The sequence below is a fragment of the Planomonospora corallina genome, from assembly GCF_042650625.1.
GTDB lineage: Bacteria > Actinomycetota > Actinomycetes > Streptosporangiales > Streptosporangiaceae > Planomonospora_B > Planomonospora_B corallina.
In genome coordinates this window covers 262,383-285,080 of the sequence record NZ_JBHSBM010000012.1, presented here as the reverse complement: position 1 = coordinate 285,080, position 22,698 = coordinate 262,383, and the positions used below count along the sequence as shown (strand labels likewise).

Annotated in this window: 19 protein-coding genes and 1 tRNA gene; 15 read left to right on the top strand and 5 right to left on the bottom strand. The window is 71.7% G+C overall.

Annotation, left to right across the window (positions count from 1 at the left end):
* The first annotated feature begins 133 nt into the window (after positions 1–133).
* The 3 genes from rsmA to ACFOWE_RS09230 all read left to right on the top strand — a co-directional run bounded on the left by rsmA (position 134) and on the right by ACFOWE_RS09230 (position 3,830).
* Positions 134–979 carry a 16S rRNA (adenine(1518)-N(6)/adenine(1519)-N(6))-dimethyltransferase RsmA gene (rsmA, locus tag ACFOWE_RS09240; protein ID WP_377286774.1) on the top strand — a complete coding sequence of 282 codons (846 nt, stop codon included), beginning with the start codon at positions 134–136 and terminating at the stop codon, positions 977–979.
* Between the two features lie 98 nt (positions 980–1,077).
* Positions 1,078–1,980: a 4-(cytidine 5'-diphospho)-2-C-methyl-D-erythritol kinase gene (locus ACFOWE_RS09235; protein WP_377286773.1), complete on the top strand. Its 903-nt coding sequence runs from the start codon at positions 1,078–1,080 to the stop codon at positions 1,978–1,980.
* Between the two features lie 41 nt (positions 1,981–2,021).
* Positions 2,022–3,830, top strand: a complete 1,809-nt coding sequence (locus ACFOWE_RS09230) for an ABC-F family ATP-binding cassette domain-containing protein (protein ID WP_377286772.1) — start codon at positions 2,022–2,024, stop codon at positions 3,828–3,830.
* Between the two features lie 111 nt (positions 3,831–3,941).
* On the opposite strand, the gene ACFOWE_RS09225 is transcribed toward ACFOWE_RS09230, so the two are convergent.
* Positions 3,942–4,472, bottom strand: coding sequence for a MarR family winged helix-turn-helix transcriptional regulator (locus tag ACFOWE_RS09225; RefSeq protein ID WP_377286771.1), 531 nt, complete (start codon positions 4,470–4,472; stop codon positions 3,942–3,944).
* A gap of 57 nt (positions 4,473–4,529) precedes the next feature.
* On the opposite strand from ACFOWE_RS09225, the gene ACFOWE_RS09220 reads away from it, so the two are divergent.
* Together ACFOWE_RS09220 and ACFOWE_RS09215 are read left to right on the top strand one after the other, a co-directional pair.
* The gene (locus ACFOWE_RS09220; protein WP_377286770.1) at positions 4,530–5,309 is read left to right on the top strand and encodes a trans-aconitate 2-methyltransferase; all 780 of its coding nucleotides are present in this window, start codon (positions 4,530–4,532) and stop codon (positions 5,307–5,309) included.
* Between the two features lie 64 nt (positions 5,310–5,373).
* Positions 5,374–6,855 carry a CYTH and CHAD domain-containing protein gene (locus ACFOWE_RS09215; protein WP_377286769.1) on the top strand — a complete coding sequence of 494 codons (1,482 nt, stop codon included), beginning with the start codon at positions 5,374–5,376 and terminating at the stop codon, positions 6,853–6,855.
* A gap of 67 nt (positions 6,856–6,922) precedes the next feature.
* Here the strand turns inward: ACFOWE_RS09215 and ACFOWE_RS09210 are convergent, their stop codons facing one another.
* From ACFOWE_RS09210 to ACFOWE_RS09195, 4 genes are all read right to left on the bottom strand, one after another.
* Positions 6,923–7,804, bottom strand: a complete 882-nt coding sequence (locus ACFOWE_RS09210) for an NUDIX hydrolase (protein WP_377286768.1) — start codon at positions 7,802–7,804, stop codon at positions 6,923–6,925.
* Positions 7,797–9,860: an RNA degradosome polyphosphate kinase gene (locus tag ACFOWE_RS09205; RefSeq protein WP_377286767.1), complete on the bottom strand. Its 2,064-nt coding sequence runs from the start codon at positions 9,858–9,860 to the stop codon at positions 7,797–7,799. The genes ACFOWE_RS09210 and ACFOWE_RS09205 overlap by 8 nt, the downstream gene beginning before the upstream one ends.
* Before the next feature lie 173 nt (positions 9,861–10,033).
* Entirely contained in the window at positions 10,034–11,113 is a 1,080-nt protein-coding gene (locus tag ACFOWE_RS09200) for a TetR family transcriptional regulator (protein WP_377286766.1), read from the bottom strand.
* Positions 11,114–11,345: 232 nt separating this feature from the next.
* Complete coding sequence (locus tag ACFOWE_RS09195) at positions 11,346–12,287, bottom strand: acyl-CoA desaturase (protein WP_377286765.1); 942 nt, start codon at positions 12,285–12,287, stop codon at positions 11,346–11,348.
* Between the two features lie 522 nt (positions 12,288–12,809).
* Between ACFOWE_RS09195 and ACFOWE_RS09190 the strand changes: the two genes are divergently transcribed.
* The 10 genes from ACFOWE_RS09190 (at position 12,810) to cysN (ending at position 22,683) form a co-directional block, all read left to right on the top strand.
* Positions 12,810–13,658: a hypothetical protein gene (locus tag ACFOWE_RS09190; protein WP_377286764.1), complete on the top strand. Its 849-nt coding sequence runs from the start codon at positions 12,810–12,812 to the stop codon at positions 13,656–13,658.
* Between the two features lie 79 nt (positions 13,659–13,737).
* A tRNA-Gln gene (locus ACFOWE_RS09185) sits at positions 13,738–13,809 on the top strand.
* Positions 13,810–13,973: 164 nt separating this feature from the next.
* The gene (gene glmU / locus ACFOWE_RS09180) at positions 13,974–15,428 is read left to right on the top strand and encodes a bifunctional UDP-N-acetylglucosamine diphosphorylase/glucosamine-1-phosphate N-acetyltransferase GlmU (RefSeq protein WP_377286763.1); all 1,455 of its coding nucleotides are present in this window, start codon (positions 13,974–13,976) and stop codon (positions 15,426–15,428) included.
* Positions 15,425–16,402 carry a ribose-phosphate diphosphokinase gene (locus tag ACFOWE_RS09175; RefSeq protein WP_377286762.1) on the top strand — a complete coding sequence of 326 codons (978 nt, stop codon included), beginning with the start codon at positions 15,425–15,427 and terminating at the stop codon, positions 16,400–16,402. Before glmU ends, ACFOWE_RS09175 begins: the two co-directional genes overlap by 4 nt.
* 234 nt (positions 16,403–16,636) lie before the next feature.
* Positions 16,637–17,260, top strand: coding sequence for a 50S ribosomal protein L25/general stress protein Ctc (locus tag ACFOWE_RS09170; RefSeq protein WP_377286761.1), 624 nt, complete (start codon positions 16,637–16,639; stop codon positions 17,258–17,260).
* A 53-nt stretch (positions 17,261–17,313) separates the two neighbouring features.
* A complete protein-coding gene (gene pth, locus ACFOWE_RS09165; protein ID WP_377286760.1) occupies positions 17,314–17,928 on the top strand; it encodes an aminoacyl-tRNA hydrolase in 615 nt (204 codons plus the stop codon).
* A 236-nt stretch (positions 17,929–18,164) separates the two neighbouring features.
* The gene (locus tag ACFOWE_RS09160) at positions 18,165–19,610 is read left to right on the top strand and encodes a sugar transferase (RefSeq protein ID WP_449301205.1); all 1,446 of its coding nucleotides are present in this window, start codon (positions 18,165–18,167) and stop codon (positions 19,608–19,610) included.
* A complete protein-coding gene (locus ACFOWE_RS09155) occupies positions 19,610–20,374 on the top strand; it encodes a 3'(2'),5'-bisphosphate nucleotidase CysQ (protein ID WP_377286759.1) in 765 nt (254 codons plus the stop codon). The genes ACFOWE_RS09160 and ACFOWE_RS09155 overlap by 1 nt, the downstream gene beginning before the upstream one ends.
* Positions 20,375–20,408: 34 nt before the next feature.
* Complete coding sequence (gene cysD, locus ACFOWE_RS09150; protein ID WP_377286758.1) at positions 20,409–21,323, top strand: sulfate adenylyltransferase subunit CysD; 915 nt, start codon at positions 20,409–20,411, stop codon at positions 21,321–21,323.
* Between the two features lie 97 nt (positions 21,324–21,420).
* Positions 21,421–22,683 carry a sulfate adenylyltransferase subunit CysN gene (cysN, locus tag ACFOWE_RS09145; protein WP_377286757.1) on the top strand — a complete coding sequence of 421 codons (1,263 nt, stop codon included), beginning with the start codon at positions 21,421–21,423 and terminating at the stop codon, positions 22,681–22,683.
* Positions 22,684–22,698: the final 15 nt, after the last annotated feature.

Below are 22,698 nucleotides of genomic sequence, written 5' to 3'. Positions count from 1 at the left end.
TGCCCGATGCGCGAAACTTGTGGGATGACGTGGGGAGAGCAGACGTGACTGGACAGGACGGCCGGGAGCCCCGGCGGGGTGCTCCGGCGGGTGCCGTACAGCCGGGTGCCGTACAGCCGGGTGGAGGCCGATCATGAGCCTGCTGGGGCCGGTGGAGATCCGCGAGCTCGCGCAGAGGCTGGACGTCCGCCCGACCAAGAGGCTCGGCCAGAACTTCGTGATCGACGGCGGCACGGTCCGCAGGATCGTCCGGACGGCGGAGCTGCACCCCGACGACGTGGTCATCGAGGTGGGGCCCGGTCTGGGCTCGCTCACCCTGGCGCTGCTCCCCGAGGTCCGGGCGGTGGTCGCGGTGGAGATCGACCCGGTGCTGGCCGGGCAGCTCCCGCTGACCGTGGCCGAGCACGCCCCCGAGCTGGCCGACCGGCTCACGGTGGTGCGGGCCGACGCGATGCGGGTCACCGCGGAGGAGCTGCCCGAGGAACTGCCGACCGCGCTGGTGGCGAACCTGCCTTACAACGTCTCCGTGCCGGTGGTGCTGCACCTGCTGCAGACCCTGCCCTCGCTGCGGAACGTCCTGGTCATGGTGCAGTCCGAGGTGGCCGACCGGCTGGCGGCCGCGCCGGGCTCGAAGGTCTACGGCGTGCCCTCGGTCAAGGCGGCCTGGTACGCCGACGTCCGCCGGGCCGGTCCGGTCGGCCGTACGGTCTTCTGGCCCGTGCCCAACGTGGACTCCGGACTGGTGGCGATGGCCCGCCGGGAGCCGCCCGCCACCTCGGCGGCCCGCGAGGAGGTCTTCGCGGTGGTGGACGCCGCCTTCGCCCAGCGCCGCAAGACGCTGCGCGCGGCCCTGGCCTCCTGGGCCGGTACGGCGGCCGCCGCGGAGGTCGCGCTGCGGGCCGCGGGGGTCGATCCCTCGGCGCGGGGTGAGCAGCTCACGATCGAAGATTTCGCCCGTATCGCGGAGAACAAGCCGTGAACCGGTCATAGGGTGATTCGTCGGCGGGCCGGCGTGGAGGGCCCGCAGGTCCCGTTACCATCGGACGTCATGCACGAGCGAGTTCCGGTGGGAGACGTATGGACTCCGTGACCGTCCGCGTCCCGGCCAAGGTCAACCTGCAGCTTGCGGTCGGGCCGCTCCGGGAGGACGGCTACCACGACCTGGTCAACGTCTTCCACGCCGTCTCGCTCTTCGACGAGGTGACCGCGGCCGCGGAGACGGGGATGAGCGTCCGCGTCGAGGGCGAGTCCGCCGACCAGGTGCCCGAGGACGGCGACAACCTGGCCATCCGGGCCGCCGTCGCGCTGGCCCGGCACGCGGGCCGCTCGTACGGTGTGAGCCTGGCCATCCGCAAGGCGATCCCGGTGGCGGGCGGCATGGCGGGCGGCAGCGCCGACGCCGCCGCGGCCCTGGTCGCCTGCAACGAGCTGTGGGGCTTGGGCCTGCCGCTCGACGACCTGATGGAGATCGCCGCCGATCTGGGCAGCGACGTGCCGTTCGCGTTGCTGGGCGGGACCGCCGTCGGCACCGGCCGGGGCGAGCGGCTGGCCCCGCTGGAGGTCGGTGGGACCTTCCACTGGGTGTTCGCCCTGGCCGACGGCGGACTGTCCACGGCGAAGGTCTACGCCGAGTGCGACCGCATCCGCGCCGCCGACGGCCTGCCGGTCCCGGAGCCCCGCGCCGCGGAGCCGCTGCTGGCCGCGCTCCACGCCGGGGACGCCGAGGCGCTCGGCGCGCAGCTGACCAACGACCTGCAGCCGGCCGCGCTCCGGCTCCGCCCGTCCCTGGCGGCCACGCTCGAGGCCGGCCGTGCGCACGGCGCCCTCGGCGCCCTGGTCTCCGGCTCCGGCCCGACCTGCGCCTTCCTCGCCGCCTCCGCGGAGCACGCCGAGGAGCTGGCCGCGGCACTGCGCGGCGCCGGAGTCGCCCGCGAGCTCCTGACCGCCCACGGCCAGGTCCCGGGGCCCGCGGTCGTGTAGGCGGGGCGGGGGCCGCGCGGCAGCGGATACCCTTGGGAACGATGAATCTGGTCAACCTTGAGTCGGTCTCCCACTCCTACGGTCCCAAGCCGCTGCTGAAGGACGTCTCCCTCGGCATCGAGGCGGGCGACCGGATCGGCGTGGTCGGCCGCAACGGCGGCGGCAAGACGACGCTGATCTCGGTCATCGCCGGGAGCCTCAAGCCCGCCGAGGGCCGGGTCACGCACACCCGCGGCCTGCACCTGGGCGTGCTGTCGCAGGGCGACGACCTCGACCCCGCCCGCTCGGTGGCCGAGATCGTCCTGGGCGGGCGGGCCGAGCACGAGTGGGCCGGCGACGCGGGCGTCCGGGAGATCCTCGCCAACCTGCTCGGCGACATCGACCTGACCGCTCCGGCCGGGAGCCTGTCCGGCGGCGAGCGGCGCCGGACGGCGCTGGCGAGGCTCCTCATCGAGGCGCACGACCTGATCATCCTCGACGAGCCCACCAACCACCTGGACATCGAGGCCATCGACTGGCTGGCCCGGCACCTGGCGGCGCGGAAGACCGCGCTGGTGGTCGTCACCCACGACCGGTGGTTCCTCGACGCGGTCTCCACCCGGACCTGGGAGGTCGTCGACGGCGCGGTCGAGCGCTACGAGGGCGGCTACGCCGCCTACGTGCTGGCCAAGGCCGAGCGCGCCCGGATCGCCGCGGCCTCCGAGGCCCGCCGGCAGAACCTCATGCGCAAGGAGATCGCCTGGCTGCGGCGCGGCCCGCCCGCCCGCACCTCCAAACCGAAGTTCCGCATCGAGGCCGCCCAGGCGCTGATCGCCGACGAGCCGCCGCCCCGGGAGAGCGTCGAGCTGGTGAAGTTCGCCGCCGCCCGGCTGGGCCGTACGGTCTACGACCTGGAGGACGTGACGCTGCACGCGGGCGGCCCCGGCCAGGGGCCGCTGGTGCTGGACCGCTGCACCTGGCAGTTCGGCCCCGGCGACCGGATCGGCCTGATCGGGGTGAACGGCTCGGGCAAGTCCTCGCTGCTGCGGCTGCTGGCCGGCACCGTCCAGCCCGACTCCGGCAAGGTCGTGCAGGGAAGGACGGTGCGCCTGGCGCACCTGTCGCAGGAGCTGGCCGAGCTCGACCCCGCCCGGCGGGTGCTGGAGACGGTCGAGGAGATCCGCAAGTACGTCCAGGTCGGCAAGAAGGAGTGGACGGCCTCGGCTCTGCTGGAGCGCCTCGGCTTCAAGGGCGAGGCGCAGTGGAAGGTCGTCGGCGACCTGTCGGGCGGCGAGCGGCGCCGCCTGCAGCTGCTCCGGCTGCTCATGGACGACCCGAACGTGCTGCTGCTCGACGAGCCGACCAACGACCTCGACATCGAGACGCTGAACGAGCTGGAGGACCTGCTCGACGGCTGGCCCGGCACGCTGATCCTGGTCAGCCACGACCGCTACTTCCTGGAGCGGGTGGCCGACCGCTGCGTGGCGCTGCTGGGCGACGGACGGCTCTCGCTGCTCCCCGGGGGTGTGGACGAGTACCTCCAGCGGCGGGCCGCGGGCTCGGCCCTGTCGGCGCGGGCGGCCGGGGGGTCCGGCGCGGCCCCCGCCTCCGCCCAGGGCGCGGCGGCCCCGGAGGCGGGGTCCGGCCTGTCGGCGAAGGAGGAGCGGGAGCTGCGCAAGGAGCTCTCCCGCCTGGAGCGCCAGCTCGACAAGCTGGCGGGCCGGGAGACGAAGCTCCACGACGCCATGGCCGAGGCGGCCGCCGACTACGGCCGGCTGGCCGAGCTGGACGCCGAGCTCAAGGCCGTCCAGGGCGAGAAGGACGAGATCGAGGCCGCGTGGCTGGAGGTCGCCGAGCGTCTCGGCGAGTGATCCCCCCAAGGGCCCCGGCGGACCGCCGGGAGCCCCCTGACGGGGTTTTCCCGGCGGAGATCTCCCGGGGCGTGTTTATTCCGCTCAGGGAGGGCACAGAAGTCCTGTGCTTCAGGGCGCTCCGGTGTCGGTGGCATCAAAAGGGATGAGCAGCGTGCGCAGCAGGCCCGCGAGGGCCTGCTGCTCATGCTGCCCGAGTCCGGCCAGCAGTTCGCGCTCGCGGCGGAGCAGGTCGGTGAAGGCGTCGTCCACGCGCTTGCGGCCCGCCCCGGTCAGCGAGACCAGAACGCCGCGCCGGTCCTCGGGATCGGGGCGGCGGGTGACCAGTCCGGCCGCGGCGAGCCTGTCGATCCGGTTGGTCATCGTCCCGGAGGTGACGAGGGTGGCGCGCAGCAGTGCTCCCGGACTCAGCTCGTACGGCTCGCCGGCCCGGCGCAGGGCGGTGAGCACGTCGAACTCCCAGGGCTCCAGGTCGTACTCGGCGAAGGCGGCCCGGCGGGCGCGGTCGAGGTGCCGGGCCAGCCGGGAGACGCGGCTGAGCACCTGGAGCGGCTCCACGTCGAGGTCGGAGCGCTCTTTTCGCCAGGAGGCGACCAGACGGTCGACCTCGTCCTCGGGCCTGTCCGGGTGGTGCGCGGTCATGACGGGAAGTGTATCTGTCTTGACATCGAGATATATATCTTGATATCGGTTATCTTGATGTCAAGAGATATGTGGGACCCCGAGATCTACGCCCGCTTCACCGAGGAGCGGTCGCGGCCCTTCCACGACCTGCTCGCCCGGGTCGGCGCCGAGGACCCCTCCTACGTCGTCGACGCCGGGTGCGGCACCGGCGAGCTCACCGCCGAGCTGGCCCGGCGCTGGCCCAGCGCCCAGGTGCACGGCTTCGACGCCTCGCCCGCGATGATCGGTAAGGCCCGGCCCGGCGACCGGCTGACCTTCGCCGTGGAGGACATCCTGGACTGGCGCCCCCGGCGCCCGGTGGACCTGCTCGTCAGCAACGCCGTCCTGCAGTGGGTGCCGGAGCACCGCGTGGTGCTGCCGTGCTGGGTCGAGGCGCTCGCCCCCGGCGGCTGGCTCGCCTTCCAGGTGCCCGGAAACTTCCACGCGCCCAGCCACGAGGCCGTCCGCGAGGTGATCCGGCTGAAGTGGTTCGAATGGCTCGGCGACCTGCTCCGGGAGGACCCGGTCGGCGAGCCCGCCGACTATCTGGACCTGCTCGCGCAGCTGGGCTGCGCCGTGGACGCCTGGGAGACCACCTACCTGCACGTCCTGCCGGGGGAGAACGCCGTGCTCGGCTGGATCACCGGCACCGCGCTGCGCCCCATGCTCGACCGGCTGCCGCCCTCCGAGCACGCCGAGTTCCTCGCCGACTGCGGGCGCCTGCTGGACGAGGTCTATCCCCGCATGCCGTACGGCACGCCGTTCCCGTTCCGGCGGATCTTCGTCGTCGCCCGCAAACCGGCCGCCGGCGGCTGACGGAGTAGCGGTTGATACTGCGATAACGTGATAAAGGGTCTGCAAATGGGGTGATCCTGTGGCGATGGAGATCGAGGACAAGTTCGACGTCCCGGAGGATTACCGGCTCCCGGACCTGACCGGACTGCCCGGCTGCGACGAGATCGCCGGGCCCAAGTCCCACCGGCTCGTCGCGATCTACTTCGACACCGCCGACCTCAGGCTCGCCGCCCGCGGCATCACCCTCCGCCGCCGCAGAGGCGGCCCCGACCCCGGCTGGCACCTCAAACTGCCCAAGGCCAAGGGCGTCCGGCAGGAGATCACGCACCCCCTCACCCCCAGCATCAAGACCGTCCCGGTGGAGCTGGCCGACCTCGTCCTCGCCTACACCCGGGGCGCCGCCCTCCTCCCCGTCGCCGAGCTCGACACCCGCCGCTCCGTCACCTACCTGCGCAACGGCGCCGGAGTGCGGCTCGCGGAGATCGCCGACGACCGTGTCAAGGGCACCGTGCCCGACGGGCCCGACGGCATGCCGTACGTCGAGCGCTGGCGCGAGGTCGAGGCCGAACTCGTCGACGGCGACGCGAAGCTCCTGAAGAAGATCGGCAAACGGCTCCGCAGGGCCGGGGCCGAACCCGCGGGCTCGGCCAGCAAGCTCGCCCGCCTGCTCGGCTCCGCCGGCGAGATCCCCGCCCCCCGGCTCGCCGCGACCCGGCCCGGCAGTGCAGGAGAGGTCGTCGTCGGCTACCTCGCGGGCCAGCGCGACGCGCTGCTCGCCCAGGACCCCCGGGTCCGCGGGAACGAGGAGGACGCCGTCCACCGGATGCGCGTCGCCTGCCGCCGCCTGCGCAGCGCCCTCAAGTCCTTCAAGGGCGTCGTCGGCGGCACCCGGCCCCTCCAGGACGAACTGAAGTGGCTCGGCGAGGTCCTCGGCGAGGCCCGCGACCTGGAGGTCATCCGCGCGCGCTTCTCCCGCGCCCTCGACGCCCTCGATGACGACCTCGTCACCGGCCCGGTCCGCACCCGCCTCGGCTCCGGCCTGCTCGACGCCGAGCACGAGGCCCTCGAGCGGATCCGCGAGGCGCTGCGCGGCGAACGCTACTTCGCCCTGCTCGACGCCCTCGACGACCTGGTCGCCGCCCCAGCGCTCGGCAAGGCCGCCGATCGCCCCGCCGCCGAGCTGACCGCCGTCGCGGCCAAGAGCTGGCGCCGCGTCGCCCGCGCCCACGACGCCGCCGAGGCGGCCGACGACCCCGCGGAGCGGCGGACCGCCCTGCACGAGGTGCGCAAGGCCGCCAAACGGGCCCGCTACACCGCCGAGGCGATCGGCATGACCGAGCTCGCCGAGCGGGCCGAGGCCGTGCAGGAGGCGCTCGGCCTCCACCAGGACGGCGTGGTCGCGGCCGAACGGCTCGCCGCCGAGGCCCGGGCCGCCCGGCAGGCGGGCGAGGACACCTTCACCTACGGTGTCCTGGCCGGCCTGGAGCAGGCCGGCGCCGGCCGGGCGCGTGAGGAGTTCCCCACCCTGTGGAAGAAGACCGTCAAAGCCGTCACCGAGCTCCTGTGAGGCGCGCCCCGGCCGCCGGAACGGACATCCCAGGCGGAGACCTCCTCCGGGCGGGCCCGGCACGGCCTCAGGCCGGATGGCACTCCACGGCGGCGATCCGGCCGCTCGCGTGGTGCAGCACCACGAACGCGCCCTTGTCCGGCCGCACCTCCTCCTCCGCCGCTCCGGTGAGCCCGGCGATCAGAGGGGGGAGCACCTTGCCGTGGCTGCACAGCACCGCGGGCACACCTGACGCCAGCACCGCCGAGGCGACCGCCAGCGACGGGCCGGGATCGTAGCCGCTCTCCGAGAGCAGCGGCTCACCGCGGATCCCCACGCCCGCCCGCTCCGCGTACGGCTGGAGCGTCTGCACACACCGCAGGCTCGGCGAGCTGACCAGCTCCACCGGACGCCAGGCGGCGAGCACCTCCGCCAGCACCTCCGCCTGTGCCCGGCCGGTCCCGTCCAGCGGGCGCAGGTCGTCGTCGCCCTCCCAGCGGTCCCGGGACCCCGCCGTCCCGTGCCGGACCAGCACCAGCGGAGCCGTCACCAGCGCAGCCCCTGCGAGCGTGCGCACCAGCTCCGCGTCCCATTCGTAGGTCAGCCGCCGCCAGGCCTCCTCGAGCGGGAGCCAGGCCACCTCGTCCACCTCGTCCGCGGCCGAGGGATCCCCCTCCGCCACCGCGCGGGCCACCCAGTAGTCGACCCGCTTGGGCCGCCCGTCCACCAGGTAACGGGCCGTCGGCAGCGGCCGGCCCAGCACCACGGCCGCCCCCGTCTCCTCCGCCACCTCGCGCAGCGCTCCCGCGACCACGTGCTCGCCCGGCTTCAGCTTGCCCTTCGGCAGCGACCAGTCCCCGTGCCTCGGCCGGTGGACGAGCGCGATCTCCGGAGCGGACTCCTCGCCCCGCCACACCACCGCCCCCGCCGCGCGGACCTCACCGTCCGGCCGGGCCCGTCCCTCAGTCATCGACCGACCTCCACCGCCGTGTGGCGACCAGGTGGCTCTGCAGGTCGTCACCCCGCTGCCGCGTCCAGGTGCCGTCCGCGTTGAGCCACCACGCCGCCGTCCCCTCCGCCATCGCCCGGTCCAGCAGGCCGCTCAGATAGAGCCGGTGCTGCTGGCTGGTGACCTTCACCAGCGCCTCCACCCGGCGGTCCAGGTTGCGGCGCATCAGATCGGCGCTGCCGATCCATACCTCCGGCCGGCGCCCCTGCCCGAACTCGTAGATCCGCGAGTGCTCCAGGAATCGTCCCAGCACGCTCCTGACCCGGATGTTCTCCGACAGCCCCGGGATACCCGGCCGCAGCGTGCACACTCCCCGTACCCACAGGTCCACCGGCACACCCGCCTGCGAGGCCCGGTACAGCGCGTCGATGACCGGCTCGTCCACCAGCGAGTTCGTCTTGAACCTGATCCTGGCCACCCGGCCCGCCTGCTGGTGGGAGATCTCCCGCTCGATCCTCGCCAGCAACCCGCCCCGCAGCGAGTGCGGGGCCACCAGCAGCCGCCGGTAGGCCGAGTGGCTGGAGTAACCGGTCAGATGGATGAACAGGTCCGTGACGTCCTCGCCGACCAGCGGGTCGGCCGTCAGCAGCCCCAGGTCCTCGTACTGCCGGGCGGTCTTGGGGTTGTAGTTCCCCGTGCCGATGTGGCAGTAGGTGCGCAGCTCCCCGGAGGACTCCTGCCGGACCACCAGGGAGAGTTTGCAGTGCGTCTTCAGCCCCACCACGCCGTAGACGACGTGGCAGCCCGCCCGCTCCAGCTTGCGCGCCCAGCTGATGTTGGCGTGCTCGTCGAACCGCGCCTTGATCTCCACCACCACGACGACCTGCTTGCCCGCCTCGGCCGCGTCGATCAGCGCGTCCACGATCGGGGAGTTGCCGCTGGTCCGGTAGAGCGTCTGCTTGATGGCCAGCACGTCCGGATCGGCGGCGGCCTGCTCGATGAAGCGCTGCACGCTCGTGGCGAACGAGTCGTACGGATGGTGCAGCAGCACGTCCCGCTCACGGAGCACCGCGAAGATGTCGTCCTCGACGTGCACCACCTCCGCCGGCACGAACGGCCGGAAGCTCAGCTCCCCCCGGTCCAGGTCCGCGATCGCGTGCAGTCCCGTCAGGTCCAGCGGGCCCGGCAGCCGGTAGATCTCGTGCTCGTCCACCCCCAGCTCGTCCACCAGCAGGTCCAGCACCTCGGGCGTGATGGTGTCCTCCACCTCCAGCCGCACGGGAGGGCCGAACCGCCGCTTGAGCAGCTCCTTCTCCAGCGCCTGCATGAGGTTCTCGGTGACGTCCTCGTCCACGTCCAGGTCCTCGTTGCGGGTCACCCGGAAGACATGGTGCTCGACCACCTCCATGCCCTTGAACAGCTGGCCCAGATGGGCCGCGATCACGTCCTCCAGCGGGACGAACCGGTCCCTGGACACCGCGAGGAAACGCGGGAGCTGACTGGGGACCTTCACCCGGGCGAACACCGTGTGACCCGTCACCGGGTTCCGGACGGTCACCGCGAGGTTGAGCGAGAGGCCGGAGATGTAGGGGAAGGGGTGGGCCGGATCGACCGCCAGCGGCGTCAGCACCGGGCGGATCCGCTCCCGGAACAGCTTGCGCATCTCGGTGCGTTCGTCCCTGCTGAGATCGTTCCAGCGGATGGTCTCGATGCCCTCGGCGGTGAGCAGGGGGCGGATCCGCTCGTGGAAGCAGGCCGCGTGCCGCTGCGCCAGACCGTCGGCGATCGCGGCGATCCTGGTCAGCTCCTCGCGGGGCTTCAGCCCGCTCTTGGTGCGCAGCAGCAGCCCGGTGGCCATCCGGCGCCGCAGCCCCGCCACCCGCACCCGGAAGAACTCGTCCAGATTGCTGGCGAAGATCGCCAGGAACCTGACCCTCTCCAGCAGCGGCAGGGAGGGGTCCTCCGCCAGTTCCAGGACGCGCTGGTTGAACTGGAGCCAGCTCTCCTCCCGGTTGAGAAAACGTTCCTGCGGCAGGGGGAGCCCGTCCTGATCGGGGGGTGCAAGTTCTGCGGACATATGACCACAATGCCCGATTTCGTTGAACGGAACGTTAATTTCGGCTCAACGGACGCTGTTGCTTTCCGGCGGCGTCCCCGCGCATCGCCGGCCGCGCCCCCCGAGCCGTCACCCGCGCACCGGCCCGTCATGCTCCGGCGGTGTCTCCGGGTCCGTAACCGCACACCGGCCCGTCACGCTCCGGAACGCGAGCCGCCCTGATCGGCCAGTTTCGCCAGCCTCGTGGCCTCCCGCTCGGCGGCCCTGGCCTCCCGGAGCCGGGCCCGATCCAGCTCCTTCAGCTCCCGCTCGCGGGCCTTCTCCTGCTCGCGCAGGAGCCGCTCCTGCTCCTTCAGCTCCCGCTGCCGGGCCTTCTCCTGCTCGCGGGCGAGTTTCTCGGCCTCGCGCTGCTCGCGCTCGCGGAGCTTCTCCTGCTCCTTCAGCTCCCGCTCGCGGGCCTTCTCCTGCTCGCGGGCGAGTTTCTCGGCCTCGCGCTGCTCGCGCTCGCGGAGCTTCTCCAGCTCCTTCAGCTCCCGCTCGCGGGCCTTCTCCTGCTCGCGCAGCTCCTTCTCGCTCGGCCGCTCCCGCTCCACCGGCCGGTCCTGCTCGGCCCGCGCCGCCACCGGACGCTGCGCGAGCGGAGTCTGCAGACCCTCCCGGGAGGCCGCCGTCAGCCGAGGACGCGGATCCAGGCCCGTCAGGCCGTTCCAGGCGAGGTTCACCAGATGCGCGGCCACCTCCTCCCGAGCGGGCCTGCGCACGTCCAGCCACCACTGGCCGGTCAGCGCCACCATGCCGACCAGCATCTGCGCGTACATCGGCGCCAGCTTCGGCTCGTAACCGCGCCTGGCGAACTCGTCCACCATGACGTCCTCGACCTGGCTGGCGATGTCGTTGATCAGACTGGCGAACGTGCCCGTCCCCGACGCCGCGTGCGAGTCGCGCACCAGGATCCGGAAACCCTCGCTGTTCTCCTCCACGTAGGCCAGCAGGGCCATCGCCGCCCGCTCCAGCTTGACCAGCGCGTGCGAGGCCGACAGCGCCTCCGTCACCATGCCCAGCAACTTCTGCATCTCCCGGTCGACGACGACCGCGTAGACGCCCTCCTTGCCGCCGAAGTGCTCGTAGACCACCGGCTTGGAGACGTTGGCGTGCGCCGCGATCTCCTCCACCGAGGTGCCGTCGAACCCCTTCTCCGCGAACAGGGAACGGCTGATCTGGATCAGCTGCTCCCTGCGCTCCTTGCCGGTCATCCTTCGCCGAGGTTCGCTCACGCGTCCCATAATGCCCCCAATAGGCATCCCGGTAGGCGCGGTGACGGGCGCGGTGGCGGGCGCCGTACCGGAAGGGGCCGCCGGAGCGGCCCCCTCGGGCGGGCCGGTGACCTCCGCCGCCGGCGCCGCGAGGACGGTCTCTCCGGACCGGTCCCGCTCAGTTGCCGGCAGGGCCCTCTCGGACCGGTCCCGCTCAGCTGCCGCGAGGACGGCTCCCTCGGACCGGTCTCGGTCAGCCTCCAATGCGCTTCGCCGCCAGCCGCTCCGGGGTCGGCCAGCGCACGTCGTAGGCCCAGCCGGCCTTCTCGAACAGCCGGATCATGGCCGCGCTGATGTCGATCTGGCCCTTGAGCGCGCCGTGCCGGGCGCAGGTCGGGTCGGAGTGGTGCAGGTTGTGCCACGACTCACCGAAGGACGGGATCGCCAGCCACCACACGTTGCGCGACTTGTCGCGGGACTCGAACTCCTCCTCGCCGAAGACGTGGCAGATCGAGTTGATCGACCAGGTCACGTGGTGCAGCAGGCCGATCCGGATCAGCGTGCCCCAGAAGAAGCCCGTCGCCGCGCCCCACCAGGACCAGGTCAGCAGACCGCCCAGGACCGCCGGCGCGGCCAGCGAGAAGATCGCCAGCGCCGGGAACCACCGGTGCAGCTTGATGATGTCCGGGTCCTTCAGCAGGTCCGGGGCGTACTTCTCACGGTTGGTGCGGGTCGGCTCGAACAGCCAGCCCATGTGCGCCCAGAGCAGACCCTTGGCCATCGACTTGAAACCCGGGCCGAACCGCCACGGCGAGTGCGGGTCGCCCTCCTTGTCGGAGAACTTGTGGTGCTTGCGGTGGGTCGCCACCCAGTCGAGCACCGACATCTCCAGCGAGAGGCTGCCGGCGATGCCCAGGGCCAGCTTCAGCGGGCGCTTGGCCTTGAAAGACCCGTGCGTGAAGTAGCGGTGGAACCCGACGGTCACCCCCAGCCCGGAGACCAGGTAGAAGACGACGGCGATCGCGACGTCGGTCCACCCCAGTCCCCAGCCCCAGGCGAACGGGATCGCCGCGGCGAGGGCGACCAGTGGCGCGCCGACGACCACGCCGAAGGTGATCAGCTCGGCGCGGCTCTTCACCTCGGGATCGAACTCGGGCTTGGGAGCGGGGGCGGGGCGGTCGGATACGACTGTCATGCGGGTACCTCATGAAGATCAGCTGAAGCGTGCACATTGCTTGGCTACGCCACCGTAACCTACGCAACAGTAAGTTAGAACCCCCCAAGGAGCCAACAAGGGGAAACGGAGTCTTTGACGGTCGATTTCCTGGCATGACCGAGACTTGCCTCCCGCCGGTCGGCCTGGTACAGGTCCCGGCACTGTGACTGCCCCCAGCGGCCCCGGCTAATCCCGTCCCGCGCCGCCCGCCGGTCGTGCGCCAGGTCGTACGGCACGCGACCGGCCATAGGCGGAGCCCATCCCGGCCTCGGGTTCCCGGAGCGCTCCCCGGAGCGGCCGGGGTCCTGTCCGGACCACGACCCCGGCTTCCCACCCCGGTCCTTCCCGCCCCGGTCCCGGTCCTGGCGCCCGCCTCGGCTCCGGTCCGCTCCCGGCCGGCGGTCCCGCGGACCTGTCACGCCACGCACGCCGGGACCCATGACTACTTTTTGCATCCGCTTGAACATGGAAGGTGATTGAAACTGGTGTTCCCCTGTGGAGATGACTTCCGATCAGGTGATCCATCACGAGGAGCTCCGCGACCGGGCCGCGGCTCTGAGAGCGGAGGGCCGCTCGCGGGCGCAGATCAAGGAGGTTCTCGGCCTGGCGAGCGACTGGGCGGTGAACGAGCTGCTCCGGGACGCCGTCCCGCCCGGCTCCCGGCTCCGCGCCAACGCCAAGGACGACCTGCGGCGCAGGGCGCGGGAGCTGCGGGTCCAGGGGCGGACCTACAAGGAGATCGAGCAGGAGCTCGGCGTCTCCCGGTCCTCGGTCTCCCTGTGGGTCAGGGACCTTCCCAGACCGGTCCGGCCGAGCTCCGAGGAGGGCAGGAGGCGGACCGCCGAAGGCTGGAGGCGTTACTGGGAGCGGGAGCAGGCCGAGAGGGAGGCGGCCCGGAAAGCGGTCGTGGACGAGGCGGCCGCGGAGGTCGGACCCCTGTCCGACCGGCAGGTCCTGATCCTGGGGGCGGTGGCCTACTGGTGCGAGGGCACGAAGAACAAGCCGGGCCGGAGACATGAGCGGGTCGTCTTCGTCAACAGCGACCCCGGGTTGATCAAACTCTTCCTCCGCTTCGTCGAGGTGGCCGGGGTCGCCCCGGATGATCTGGTCTTCCGGGTGATGATCCACGAGAGCGCCGACGTGGAGGGCGCCCCCGCGTACTGGCGGACGGTCACAGGGGCCGACGAGAGGCTGTTCGGCAACCCGACGCTGAAGCGGCACAACCCGAGCACGGTCCGCCACAACGTCGGGGAGGGCTATCACGGTTGCCTCCGTGTCGATGTGCGCCGCTCGGCATGGTTGTACAAGCGGATCGAGGGGTGGATGCGGGGGGTGACGGCCGGTCTGTAGGTGGGCGAGGCGCATGGCTTCTCGGTAAGGTGGATGAGTCGGCTCTGTCTGGATCTCGGCATCCAGAGAGGCGCGGCAGTCCGGCATTGGGTAATTGGCAGCCCCCAAGGTTTTGGTCCTTGTTGTCCAGGTTCGAGTCCTGGTGCCGGAGCTGTGATTTTTATCCGGTTCGGCACGTGTCTGGGCGGCTGAGGGGATTCCCCGCGGGAAGGTATCCTCACGTTGTCGAGCGGGTGACGGTGCGGTGCCCCGGCGGTAGCCGTACGTCATCCCGTTTCGTCATGTCTCAGTCGCGATGCCGAGGGAGCCTCGCCCGTGAGTGTGCCGCGCCCGGCCGCCGTCATCGTCCTCGCCGCAGGCGAGGGCACCCGGATGAAGTCGAGAACACCCAAGATCCTGCACGAGCTGTGCGGCCGCGCGCTGGTCGACCACATGCTCGCCGCCGCCCGAGGGCTGGAGCCCGAGCGGCTGATCGTCGTCATCGGCCATGAGCGGGAGCGGGTCCAGGCGCATCTGGCGGTGACCGCTCCCGAGGTCCGGACCGTGGTCCAGGCCGAGCAGCGGGGGACCGGCCACGCGGTCCGGACGGTCCTGGAGGCCGTCGGCACCGTGAACGGCACGGTCCTGGTGACCTACGGCGACACGCCGCTGCTGCGCACCGGCACGCTGGCGGGGCTGCTGGCCAGGCACGCGGAGGACGGCAACGCCGTCACGGTGCTCAGCGCCGAGGTCCCGGACCCGCACGGCTACGGCCGGATCGTGCGCGACGCCTCCGGGGCGGTCCTGGCGATCGTCGAGGAGAAGGACGCCACCCCCGAGCAGCGGGCGATCCGGGAGATGAACTCCGGCGTCTACGCCTTCGACGGCCTGCTGCTGGCCGACGCGGTCAAGCGGGTGTCGTCGGCCAACGCGCAGGGGGAGGAGTACCTCACCGACGTGCTGTCGATCCTGCGCGAGGACGGGCACCGGGTGGGCGCGCACGTCGCGGCCGACCACGTCGAGGTGGAGGGCGTCAACGACCGGGTGCAGCTGGCCTTCGCGCGCCGGGTGCTCAACGACCGCCTGCTGGAGGAGCACATGCAGGCGGGGGTGACGGTGGTCGATCCGGCCAGCACGTGGGTGGACGTGGACGTGGTCCTGGGACAGGACGTGGTGGTCCATCCGGGCACCCAGCTGCACGGCCGTACGGTGGTCGCGGAGGGGGCCGAGGTCGGTCCGGCCTCGACGCTGACGGACACGGTGGTCGGTGAGGGCGCGGTGGTCCGCAACGCCGTCTGCGTGGAGGCGGAGATCGGCCCGGAGGCGATGGTGGGGCCGTACGCCTATCTGCGGCCGGGGACGGTGCTGGCGCGCAAGGCCAAGGCCGGGACCTACGTGGAGATGAAGAACGCCCGGGTGGGCGAGGGCTCGAAGGTCCCCCACCTGACCTACGTCGGCGACGCCACGATCGGGGAGGGTTCCAACATCGGGGCCTCCTGCGTCTTCGTCAACTACGACGGGGTCGAGAAACACCATACGACCGTGGGCGACCACGTCCGGGTCGGCAGCGACACCATGCTCGTCGCGCCGATCACCCTCGGGGACGGCGCCTACACGGCGGCCGGCTCGGTGCTCACCAACGACGTGCCCCCCGGGGCGATGGCGGTGGCCCGCGGGCGGCAGCGCAACATTGAAGGGTGGACGGTGCGCAAGCGCCCGGGCACCAGATCGGCCGAGGCGGCGCAGCGGGCCGCCGAGGCCGGAGACCAGCAGGGGAGCACCTCCGAATGAGCAGCATCAAGCAGACCGGCGAGAAGAAACTGATGTTCTTCTCCGGGCGCGCGTATCCGGAGCTGGCGGAGGAGGTGGCCAGCCATCTGGGCATCCTGACGAGCCCGACCACGTTGCGCGACTTCGCCAACGGTGAGATCTACGCCCGTTACCAGGAGTCGGTCCGGGGCAGCGACGCGTTCGTCATCCAGAGCCACACCGGGCCGATCAACCAGTGGATCATGGAGCAGCTGATCATGGTGGACGCGCTGAAGCGCGCCTCCGCCAAGCGGATCACCGTGATCATGCCGTTCTTCGGTTACGCCCGGCAGGACAAGAAGGGCCGGGGCCGCGAGCCGATCACGGCCCGGCTGATGGCGGATCTGTTCAAGACGGCCGGTGCGGACCGGCTGATGTCGATCGACCTGCACACCTCGCAGATCCAGGGGTTCTTCGACGGCCCGGTGGACCACCTGTTCGCGATGCCGGTGCTGGTGAACTACCTGAAGGACAAGCTGGACCTGGCGAACACCACGGTGGTCTCGCCGGACACCGGCCGGGTGCGGCTCTCGGAGCGCTGGGCGGACACGCTGGGCACGCCGCTGGCGTTCATCCACAAGCGCCGTGACCTGGACGTGGCCAACCAGGTGAAGGTGAACGAGGTCGTGGGCCGGGTGAAGGGCCGGACCTGTGTGCTGATCGACGACATGATCGACACCGCGGGCACGATCTGCAAGGCCGCCGACGCGCTCTACGAGCAGGGCGCCACCGACGTGGTGGTGGCCGCGACCCACGCGGTCTTCTCCGACCCGGCGGTGGACCGGCTGAAGAACTCCCGTATCTCCGAGGTGATCGTCACGAACACGCTGCCGATCCCGGAGGAGAAGAGGTTCGACAACCTGACGGTCCTGTCGATCGCGCCGCTGATCGCGCGGGCGATCACCGAGGTGTTCAGCGACGGCTCGGTGACGAGCATGTTCGAGGGCGACAGCTAGGCCGTTCCACCCGGGAGGGGGCCGCCGTACGGCGCCGCGCCGCTGCGGCGCGGTGCCCGTGGCGGGGCCGTGCGGGGGCGGGGTCCTGCGTGGTGCCGTGGCGGGGCCGTGCGGGGACGGAGTCCTGCGCGGAGCCGGTAGGCTGCTTGGGTTGCGTGCGCTCGTAACGCCTTCCGCTAGGGCGGGTGAGGGGGAGCGCGCTTTTTCCGTCATCGAGATCCCTAGGAGATCGCCGTGTCCGAAGTAGTCATCCAGGCCGAGCCGCGCACCGCTCTCGGCAAGGGCGCCGCCCGCAAGATCCGCCGCGAGCACAAGGTGCCCGTCGTCCTCTACGGGCACGGCACGGAGCCGCAGCACCTGACGCTGCCGGGCCACGAGCTGCTGCTGGCCCTGCGCACGCCGAACGTGCTGATCCGTCTCGAGGGCGCGGTCAACGAGCTGGCGCTGCCGAAGGGCGTGCAGCGGGACCCGATCAAGGGCTTCCTGGAGCACGTCGACCTGCTGCTGGTCAAGCGCGGCGAGAAGGTCACCGTGGACATCCCGGTCACCGTCACCGGTGAGGTCGCCGACGGCATCCTGGACCAGCAGCTGGTCTCGGTCTCCGTCGAGGCCGAGGCGACCCACATCCCCGAGGGCGTCGAGGTGAGCGTCGAGGGCCTGGAGATCGGTGCGCAGATCACCGCCGGTGAGCTGAAGCTGCCCAAGGGCACCACGCTGGTCGCCGACCCGGAGTCCCTGGTCCTGGTCGTCTCCGCCGCGCAGGCCGAGCCGGCCGCGGAGGAGGGCGAGGCCGCCGAGGGTGAGGCGGCCGCCGAGGGCGAGACCGCCGAGGCCGCCGAGGCCGAGTCCGCCGAGTAGTTCTCTGCTACACCTGTCAGGGCAGTCCGGGACCGGGCTGCCCTGACGCGCATATGGAAGGGGTGCCGGCCGTGGACCGCTGGCTGGTGGTCGGTCTGGGGAATCCCGGGCCGGAGTATGCCGGGAACCGGCACAACGCGGGCTTCATGGTGCTGGACGAGCTGGCCGCGCGGGCGGGGGGGCGTTTCAAGGCGCACCGGTCGCGGGCGGAGGTGCTGGAGGGCCGGGTGGCGGGGGTCTCCGCGGTCCTGGCCAAGCCGCTGTCGTTCATGAACCTGTCGGGCGGGCCGGTGAAGGCGCTGGCGGACTTCTACAAGGTGGATCCGGCGCGGGTGGTGGTGGTCCATGACGAGCTGGACGTCCCGTACGGCGCGCTCCGGGCGAAGCTGGGCGGGGGCGACAACGGCCACAACGGGCTGAAGTCGATCACCAGGTCCCTGGGGACGCCCGACTACCTGCGGGTGCGGTTCGGCATCGGCCGGCCGCCGGGCCGGATGGACGTCGCCTCGTACGTGCTGCGGGACTTCGCCACCGCGGAGCGGAAGGAGCTGGCGTTCCTGGTGGACCGGGCGGCCGACGTGGTGGAGTCGCTGGTGCGGGCGGGGCTGGAGGCGACGCAGAACGCCTTCCACCCGCTTGATCTGAAGCTCTCGGGCCCGCCGCGCTGACCGTCCGCGCGGTCCCGGGGGCCGTCCGGGCCGGCGGTGGGCCCTGCCGGGGCGTCCCGGGGCCGTCCGGGCGCGTGGCCGTGGCCCTTGTGCGGTCCGGGCCCTCCGGGGCGCGTGGCCGTGGCCCGTGCGGCGCGGCGGGGTAAGCGTTCTCTCAATTCAACCCTCCGTTCTTTCTGCCCGTCGATACCATTCCATGACTGTCGGTATACGAATGGTTACGCGGAGGGGTGTGCGTGCGTGACGTGACCGCTCTCCAGGTGGTGTCGGGGTCCGTGCCGGCGGCTCGTTCCCGGGAGCCGGGATGGGTGCGCGGTCACCGGGCGCGGGCCGTCGTCGCCGACTTCGGGTGCGCGTCCCTGTCGGGGGCCGTGGCGTTCTTCGTCCGGTTCGGTGAGGTCACGCCGTACGTGGTGCCGTACGTGGTGCTGAGCGCGGCGCTGCCGCTGGTGTGGGTCTGCGCGGTGGCGCTGAACCGGGCGTACGAGGCGCGGTTGATCGGGCTGGGGCCGGAGGAGTTCCAGCGGGTGCTGCAGTGCGGGTTCATGGTGACCGCGGCGCTGGCGGTGGGCGCGTACGCGACCAAGACGGATGTCGCGCGGGGTTACGTGGTGCTGGCGGTCCCGCTCTGCACGGTGCTGACGCTGCTGGCCCGGTACGGCCTGCGCCGGTCCCTGCATCTGAGGCGGGCGCGGGGCGGGTGCATGCGGCGGGTGGTCGCGGTGGGGCACCGGGCGGGGGTGGCCGAGCTGGTGGAGCGGCTGCGCCGGGAGCGCTACCACGGCATGGAGGTCGTGGGGGCGTGCGTGCCGCGCGGCGGCGGGGCCGAGGTGGCGGGGGTCCCGGTCCTGGGCGGGCTGTGCGATGTGCCGCTGGTGGTGGGCCGCGCCGAGGCGGACACGGTGGCGGTGCTGGCCTGCCCGGAGATGGACGGGGCGGCGCTGCGCCGGCTGGCCTGGCGGCTGGAGAGGACGCGCACGGACCTGGTGGTCGCCCCGGCGCTGATGGACGTGGCGGGGCCGCGGACGTCGATCCGGCCGGTGGCGGGCCTGCCGCTGCTGCACGTGGACCATCCGGAGCTGGTGGGGGTGCGCCGGGTGCTGAAGAGCCTCTCCGACCGGGTGGGGGCGGGTCTGCTGCTGGTGGTGCTGCTGCCGCTGCTGCTGGCGCTGGCGCTGGCCGTGCGGATGTCGGGGCCGGGGCCGGTGCTGTTCCGGCAGACGCGGGTGGGCCGGGGCGGCGCGGAGTTCACGATCTACAAGTTCCGGACGATGGTGAGCGACGCGGAGCGGCGGAAGATCGCGCTGGTGAGCGATGACGGCGGGGTGCTGTTCAAGATCCGGCATGATCCGCGGGTGACGCCGCTGGGAGCGTGGCTGCGCCGGCACTCGCTGGACGAGCTGCCGCAGCTGATCAATGTGGTGCGGGGGGACATGTCGCTGGTGGGTCCCCGGCCTCCGCTTCCGGAGGAGGTGGCCAGGTATGGTGACGACGTCCGGCGCCGGTTGGTGGTGCGGCCGGGGATGACCGGCCTGTGGCAGGTGAGCGGGCGGTCGGACCTGAGCTGGGAGGAATCGGTCAGACTGGACCTACGTTACGTGGAGAACTGGTCCCTCATGCTGGACCTGCAGATCCTCTGGAAAACTTGGTCGGCTGTCGCGCGAGGGGCTGGAGCGTACTGATGACGATTCGCGACGATCATGTCCTGGCCGGAGACCTGGCGGCGGAGGCCGGCGAGCGGCTGCTGGTGCTCCGCAAGGAGGAGGGCTTCGGCGACCCGGCGGCGCTGCGGGCGAAGGGCGACGCGGGTTCGCACCGGTTCCTGATGGGGGCGCTGGAGCGGTTGCGCCCGAGTGACAGTGTGCTGTCGGAGGAGGCGACCCAGCAGGAGCGGCTGGCCTCCCGCCGGTCGACGGCCGACCGGGTCTGGATCGTGGATCCGCTGGACGGCACCCGCGAGTTCGCGGAGGAGGGCCGGGCGGACTGGGCGGTGCACGTGGCGCTCTGGGAGCGGGGCGCGCTGGTGGCGGGTGCGGTGGCGCTGCCGGCCCAGGGGCGGACGCTCTCCACGGCGGAGCCGCCGGTGCTGCCGGGGCCGCGGGAGGGCAGGCCGCGGATCGCGGTGAGCCGGACCCGGCCGCCGGAGTTCGTGCAGCGGCTCGCCTATCTCGTCGGCGCGGACCTGGTGCCGATCGGTTCGGCGGGCGCGAAGATCTGCGCGGTGCTCACCGGCGAGGTGGAGGCGTACGTGCACGCCGGCGGGCAGTACGAGTGGGATTCGGCGGCGCCGGTGGCGGTCGCGCTGGCCGCGGGGGCGCATGCGAGCCGGATCGACGGCTCCGAGCTGACCTACAACCAGGACGACCCCTCGCTACCGGATATTCTGGTATCCCTACCAGGACTGGCGCCAACGCTGCTCGCCGGAATCCGGGATCTGCACCGTTAAGGGCATGCCCCCAAATCCCCGATGGGAGAGTCAGATGCTTCAGCGCGACTACACCACGTCGCAGCTTGATGTCCTCGAGGCGGAGGCCATCCACATCATGCGTGAGGTGGCGGCGGAGTTCGAGCGCCCGTGTCTGCTCTTCTCCGGAGGCAAGGACTCCATCGTCATGCTCCGCATCGCGGAGAAGGCGTTCTGGCCGGCGCCGATCCCGTTCCCGCTGATGCACGTGGACACCGGCCACAACTTCCCGGAGGTCATCGAGTTCCGCGACCGGCGGGTGGCGGAGCTGGGCGTGCGCCTGGTCGTGGCCTCGGTCCAGGACGCCATCGACGCGGGCCGGGTGGTCGAGGAGACCGGCCGCCGGGCGTCCCGGAACCGGCTGCAGACCGTCCCGCTGCTGGACGCGATCGAGGAGAACGAGTTCGACGCGGTGTTCGGCGGGGCCCGCCGGGACGAGGAGAAGGCCCGCGCCAAGGAGCGGGTGTTCTCCTTCCGCGACGAGTTCGGGCAGTGGGACCCGAAGAACCAGCGGCCCGAGCTGTGGAACCTCTACAACTCCAAGATCCGCAAGGGCGAGCACATCCGGGTCTTCCCGCTGTCCAACTGGACCGAGCTCGACATCTGGGACTACATCCGGCGTGAGGGCATCGAGATCCCGTCGATCTACTTCGCGCACCGGCGCAAGGTGTTCGAGCGCGACGGCATGCTGCTGGCCGACAGCGAGTTCGTCACCCGTGACGAGAACGAGCCGCTGATGGAGATGACGGTGCGTTACCGCACGGTCGGTGACGCCAGCTGCACCGGCGCCGTCGAGTCGACCGCCGCGACCGTCGAGGAGATCATCGCGGAGATCGCCGCGACCCGGATCACCGAGCGGGGCGCCACCCGCGCCGACGACCGGGCCTCCGAGGCCGCGATGGAGGACCGCAAGCGGGAGGGCTACTTCTGATGGCCCCGCGCTCCTCGCAGTCTTCCGTCTCCCGCGCCCGCCCGGCGCGCTCCTCCGTTTCCCGCGCCCGCCGTACGACCCCTGGAGAGCAGCTGTAATGGACATCCTTCGTTTCGCCACGGCGGGAAGCGTCGACGACGGGAAGTCGACGCTGATCGGCCGCCTGCTCTTCGACTCCAAGGCGATCTTCGAGGACCAGCTGGAGGCGGTCGAGCGGACCTCCCGGGACCGCGGCACCGAGTACACCGACCTGTCGCTGCTCACCGACGGCCTGCGGGCCGAGCGGGAGCAGGGCATCACGATCGACGTGGCCTACCGCTACTTCGCCACGCCGCGGCGGAAGTTCATCATCGCCGACACCCCGGGGCACATCCAGTACACCCGGAACATGGTGACCGGCGCCTCCACGGCGGACCTGGCGATCGTGCTGATCGACGCGCGCAAGGGCGTGCTGGAGCAGTCGCGCCGGCACGCGTTCCTGACCACGCTGCTGCGGGTGCCGCACCTGGTGCTGGCCGTGAACAAGATGGACCTGGTCGACTACTCCGAGGAGCGGTTCGAGGAGATCCGCGAGGAGTTCACCGCGTTCGCCTCGAAGCTGAACGCGCCCGACCTGACGTTCATCCCGATCTCGGCGCTGCACGGCGACAACGTGGTCTCCCGGTCGGAGAACATGCCGTGGTACAACGGCTCGTCGCTCCTGCACCACCTGGAGAACGTGCACATCGCCTCCGACCGGAACCTGGTCGACGTGCGCTTCCCCGTGCAGTACGTCATCCGCCCGCAGAGGGCGACCGACCCGGCCTTCCACGACTACCGCGGGTACGCGGGGCAGGTGGCCGGCGGCGTGCTCAAGCCCGGCGACGAGGTCATGCACCTGCCGTCCGGGCTGACCACGCGCATCGCGTCCATCGACACGTTCGACGGGCCGGTGGAGGAGGCGTTCGCGCCGATGTCGGTCACCTTGAGGCTGGAGGACGACATCGACATCTCGCGCGGCGACATGATCTGCCGTCCGAACAACCAGCCGCACGCCGCGCAGGAGGTGGAGGCGATGGTCTGCTGGATGGCCGACGCCACCAAGCTGGCTCCGCGCGCCAAGCTGACCATCAAGCACACCACCCGGACGGCCCGCGCGCTGGTGCGGGACCTGCACTACCGGCTGGACGTCAACACCCTGCACCGTGACGAGACGGCCACCGCGCTCGGCCTGAACGAGATCGGCCGGGTCTCGCTCCGCATCACCCAGCCGCTGTTCGTGGACGAGTACGCGCGCAACCGCCTCACCGGCGGGTTCATCCTGGTGGACGAGGCCACGAACAACACCGTCGGCGCGGGCATGATCGTGGAGGCGCGGTAGCCCGCGGGGCGTGAT